This is a genomic window from uncultured Neisseria sp. (assembly GCF_951230505.1).
In the GTDB taxonomy this organism is placed as follows: Bacteria; Pseudomonadota; Gammaproteobacteria; order Burkholderiales; family Neisseriaceae; genus Neisseria.
On record NZ_CATNVN010000137.1, the window covers coordinates 1 to 4,866 of the forward strand.

The following is a 4,866-nucleotide window of genomic DNA, read 5'->3' on the forward strand; positions in this document are numbered from 1 at the left end:
ATTTTATCCTGTGGGCCCTTGCCGCAGCCGTGATTCAGATTTTTGTCTATTTCGCCGCCACCATGATGATTAAAGGCGCTACCGCAGAACTCATCGGCAACAATGTTGCCGTCGGCGCGTTATTTGGTGCAGTGTCCATCTCGATTGGCATTTTGAACGCTGCTTGCCTGACTTGAATACCCATACCTTGAATTTTGTATCCTGATTTATTTTATAAGGAGTTGAAATGTTCAACTTTATCAAGAAACAGTTTATCGACGTCATTCAATGGCCGAATCCCGACGACAGCCTGCTGATGTGGCGTTTTCCAATTGCCGATGAGGAGATCCAAAACGGTGCGAGCCTGACTGTGCGTGAGGCGCAGATGGCGATGTTTGTCGATGAAGGCGTAACCGCCGACGTGTTCGGGCCGGGGCGTTACACGCTTAATACGCAAACGCTGCCAGTGCTGACCAACTTGAAAAACTGGGACAAGCTTTTTGAGTCTCCGTTTAAATCGGATGTTTACTTTTTCAATACCAAACAACAGCTTGCACGAAAATGGGGTACGTCCCAACCTGTTACCGTGCGTGATGCCGAGTTTGGCGCGGTGCAACTGCGTTCGTTCGGTATGTATTCTTACCGCATCAGCGATCCGGCAAAATTTTTCAAAGAAGTCAGCGGCGTGGCGGCGCAATACAGCGGTGTAGACTTGGAAAACCAACTGCGCAATATTGCAGTCACCCAATTGGCGGCCGCGTTTGGTAGCTCCGGTATCCCATTCTTGGATATGGCGGCGAACCAAGTTTTGCTGTCGCAAAAAATCGGCGAATTGCTTGGCGCGGAATTTGCCAAGCTGGGTTTGGCGCTGGAAAACTTCACTGTTGAAAGCATTACCTTGCCTGCGTCTATTCAGGCTGCATTGGATAAGAAAATTTCAATGGGCGTTATCGGCGATTTGGGACGCTACACCCAATATCAAACCGCCGAATCCATCCCGCTTGCGGCACAAAATGAAGGCGGACTTGCCGGAATCGGTGCAGGTTTGGGCGTGGGTGCCGGTATTGGTCAGGCGATGGCGGGTGCTATGTCAGGCATGATGCAGCCGAATGCGCAACAGGCTCAGCAAAATGTTCAGCCGGCTGCCGAAGATCCGCAGGCGAAATTGGTGAAACTCAAGTCTTTGCTGGATGGCGGTTTGATTTCGCAAGAAGATTTTGATAAAGCTAAGGCTGAAGTGTTGAAACAGTTGATTGGTTAATCAATTGAAGGCCGTCTGAAAAATATCATTCAAAGAAGCGTTGAGTTGCTTCTGTGAAAAGGTTTCAGACGGCCTTTCGAATCATTTGATTGAGTCCGTTCGGCGATTTGGTTTGTTTCTAATCTGAAATCATGGATAAAACCAGTTGATAGAAACGCTAAGGCCGTCTGAAACACGCCAACCCATTCTGAAAAAGCAAACCCATGTCTCAAACTCCTTTCTTCAAAACCGACTGCCCAAGCTGCGGCGCACCTGTCGAAGCGCATTCTGCTTCTGCTGTGACGCTGGTGTGCGGTTATTGCAACAGCATGCTGGTGCGGCAAGATAACGGCGTTGTCGACTCCGGCCGCGATTCCGCATTGCTGGAAGATTTTAGTCCGCTGCAAATCGGAACCAGCGGCACATTTGTCGCGCAACGCTTTACCTTGGTTGGACGGCTTCAGGTGCAATACGACGATGGTGCGTGGAATGAATGGTATGCGCTGTTTGACGACGGCAGGGCCGGTTGGCTTTCTGAGGCGGGCGATTTGTATGTGATGACCATGCCGGTCGAAATCGATAATCCGCCGAAATTTGAAGACACGCGAGCCGGATTTAGCGAGCTGACTTTTCAAGATAAGCACTATATCGCCTCCGATGTCCGCAAAATCAGTTTGAAACGCGCCGCCGCGCAGGGCGAATTGCCGTTTGTTTTGAAAGAGGATACAGAAAATCGGGTTTCCGACTGGCGTTGCGAAAACCTTTTCATCACGCTTGATTACAGCAGCGAAACACCTGAAGCCTTCTTCGGACGGATGGTAAACCTAGATGATTTGAAGCTGGAAAACACGCGCCACGAAGATGAAATTAGAGAAAGCGCAGGCCGTCTGAAAGGCAGTATTTCCTCAGAAAACTGTCCCAACTGCGGCTCGTCCGTCCACTGGGTCAACGGCCTCACCGCCCATCTCAACTGCCCAAGCTGCGGCAGCGAATTGGCAATCGGCAAAGACAAAGCCGAACTCATTACCGCCAACGCCATGCGCACGGCGCAGCAAAGCCTGTTTACCCTGCCCGTCGGCAGACAAGGCCGTCTGAAAAACCGCGAATTTTACGTTATGGGCGCAGTCAGATACGCCGAAACAGACGCGCAGGAAACATTTGAAAACCTGTTCAGCGGCCTCAACCGCACGCTCACGCCCGAAGGTCAATGGTCGGAGTATCTGCTTTACAACCCGACGCAGGGGTTTCTGTGGCTGGTCGAATCCGATGACGGTTGGAACCTTTCCCAAACCCAAAACACATGGCCGCGCCTCGACCGCAACCGCCAACCGCAAGGCTGCGGCAAACTTTACGACTACGGCGGCAGGGTCGAAGTCGCTGCCGGTGCGTTCTACTGGCGCATCCGAAGCGGCGATTTGAACTATTACAGCGACTACCGCGACGGACAAAACCGCAAACTTTGTGCCGAGTTGAACAATCACGAAATGGCATGGAGTAGAAGTACACCAATTGCTTATCGGGAAATTGCAGATGCATTTAATCTGACCGGCCAAGCTCCGCATTACACTGCAAACATGGCGGCGGACGGCATTGATAAATCATTAAGAATCATAATGACCACCATCCTGGTTGTCGTCAACCTCCCTGCGCTTTTGACCGGCGATAGCTCTGCCGCACTTACTGTCATCTTTGTAGGATGCTGGTTGTTGTGGAGTATGGGCAAAAAAGACGAGGACGAGGATTAATATGTCAAGAATCACTTACATCATTTTCAGTACCATCATTATCGTCATCTCCATGATTATCAGCTACGGCTCTTCCGACTCCGACGGCTCGCGTATGCACTCCGGCGGCTATTACGGCGGCAGCGGTTATTCCGGAGGCCATAAATGATCCATACGCCCGGTAATCATGGCCTATTGGACTTATACGGTTGCGATGAAGCCATCTTAAAAGATGAAGGCCGTCTGAAAACCGCTTTGATGGCTGCCGCACAGGCAGCAGAAGCCACCATTTTGACCGAACACTTCCACACCTTCGGCGGCGCAGGCGGTGTAACCGGCGTTTTACTGCTCGCCGAGTCCCATATCAGCATCCACACTTGGCCTGAACACCGCTTCGCCGCTATAGACGCATTTATCTGCGGCGGTATGAAATTGGAAAAAGTGAAGGAAATCTTGTGCAGGGAGTTGGCGGCTGAAAGGGCTGTTTGGACGGTTGTGCAACGTGGAGAAGGAATATTGGACGATATACAACCATTGGTTGAACAATAAAATCTGTTAGGCCGTCTGAAAGCATATTCAATCCGTTTTCAGACGGCCTTAAACCTTGTGCTGATTAAACTGAAATATTGACGTTATATGGAAAAAACGCCTTTTTTTAAAACCGATTGCCCAAGCTGTGGTGCGCCTGTGGAGGCGTATTCCGCTACTGCCGTGACGCTCGTGTGTGGCCATTGTCACAGTATGCTGGTTGCTAGAAGCGGTAAGGGGAGGAGCGGATATTTTGTTGCCAAGTCAGGGCGTGATTCTGCGCTCTTGGAGGATTTCAGTCCGTTGCAGATTGGAACGAGAGGCTTTTTTGATGATCGGAAATTTACGCTAATTGGGCGATTGCAGGTGCATTACGATGTCGGCGCATGGAATGAATGGTATGTCTTGTTTGATGACGGGCAGACCGGCTGGCTTTCCGAGGTTGGCGATTTATATGCCATGACTTGTTTGCTTGCCCAGAAGAGGAGACGGGGGCCGAAAAATTTTAAGTCGGTGAAAGCCGGCTCCAGTTCGTTGATCTTTAATGGCCAAACCTTTATTGCGTCAGACGTCCGTACCATACATTACCGTAATACCGATGCGCAAGGCGAATTGCCGTTCAGTTTATCTGGGAATCAAGCGATAGGCGAGGTTTGCGACTGGCGACGGGGCAATTTGTTTTTGACCTTGGATTATTCGACTTTTCCAATGGACTCCTACTTCGGACGCATAGTCAGTTTGGACAGTTTGAAGCTGGAAAATAAGCGCAGTGATGATGAAATCCATGAAAGTGCAGGCCGTCTGAAAGGAGAGATTCTTTCTGAAAACTGCCCGCATTGCGGCTCTCCTGTTCATTGGCCAAGGGGTGTTACTTCTTTCCTTTTGTGTCAGTCTTGCGGTAGCAGTTTGAACACGACAAAAGATACTGTTGCGTTGATGGAGGCAAATGCCCAAAGGGAAGAACAAGAAAACCTGTTTACGCTTTCAATAGGTACAAAAGGTCGTCTGAACGATACAGAATATCTGATTATCGGGGCTGTAAGATTTGCCGAAATATCGTCCTATAACCAAAATCAGTCTGAATACTGGACGGAATATCTGCTTTATAACACTCAACAAGGGTTTGCCTGGCTGATTGAGTCTGGAAAACGCTGGCGGTTGTCAGAAACCTTACAAACATGGCCGGACTTTGATTCAAGTGGCAATCCTGCCGGTGAAATGTTGATTGATCATTACCGCGGGCAGGTCGAGGTAGCGGCCGGTGCTTTTTATTGGAAAGTCAAACAAGGCGATTTGCTTCATTACAAGGATTATAGCGGCAAGAAAAGTTATGGCTGGAATGTCATTCTGTGTTCCGAGCTGAGCTAGTCCGAAATTGTCTGGAGTAAAAGCAGG

General features: G+C 49.8%; 6 protein-coding genes. All 6 read left to right on the forward strand.

Annotation, left to right across the window (positions count from 1 at the left end; all coding sequences use genetic code 11):
* A partial coding sequence (locus Q1M25_RS08065; protein WP_300483756.1) for a DUF350 domain-containing protein occupies positions 1-176 on the forward strand: 176 nt, incomplete at its 5' end.
* A gap of 50 nt (positions 177-226) precedes the next feature.
* Positions 227-1,240, forward strand: a complete 1,014-nt coding sequence (locus Q1M25_RS08070; RefSeq protein ID WP_070838552.1) for an SPFH domain-containing protein — start codon at positions 227-229, stop codon at positions 1,238-1,240.
* 203 nt (positions 1,241-1,443) lie between these two features.
* A complete protein-coding gene (locus Q1M25_RS08075) occupies positions 1,444-2,964 on the forward strand; it encodes a DUF4178 domain-containing protein (RefSeq protein WP_191620521.1) in 1,521 nt (506 codons plus the stop codon).
* Position 2,965: 1 nt separating this feature from the next.
* Entirely contained in the window at positions 2,966-3,112 is a 147-nt protein-coding gene (locus tag Q1M25_RS08080) for a hypothetical protein (RefSeq protein ID WP_162837292.1), read from the forward strand.
* Positions 3,109-3,492: an adenosylmethionine decarboxylase gene (speD, locus tag Q1M25_RS08085; RefSeq protein ID WP_150537655.1), complete on the forward strand. Its 384-nt coding sequence runs from the start codon at positions 3,109-3,111 to the stop codon at positions 3,490-3,492. The genes Q1M25_RS08080 and speD overlap by 4 nt, the downstream gene beginning before the upstream one ends.
* 87 nt (positions 3,493-3,579) lie before the next feature.
* Positions 3,580-4,839 (forward strand): DUF4178 domain-containing protein, encoded by a 1,260-nt coding sequence (locus tag Q1M25_RS08090; protein WP_300483754.1) that lies wholly within the window; start codon positions 3,580-3,582, stop codon positions 4,837-4,839.
* Positions 4,840-4,866 lie beyond the last annotated feature (27 nt).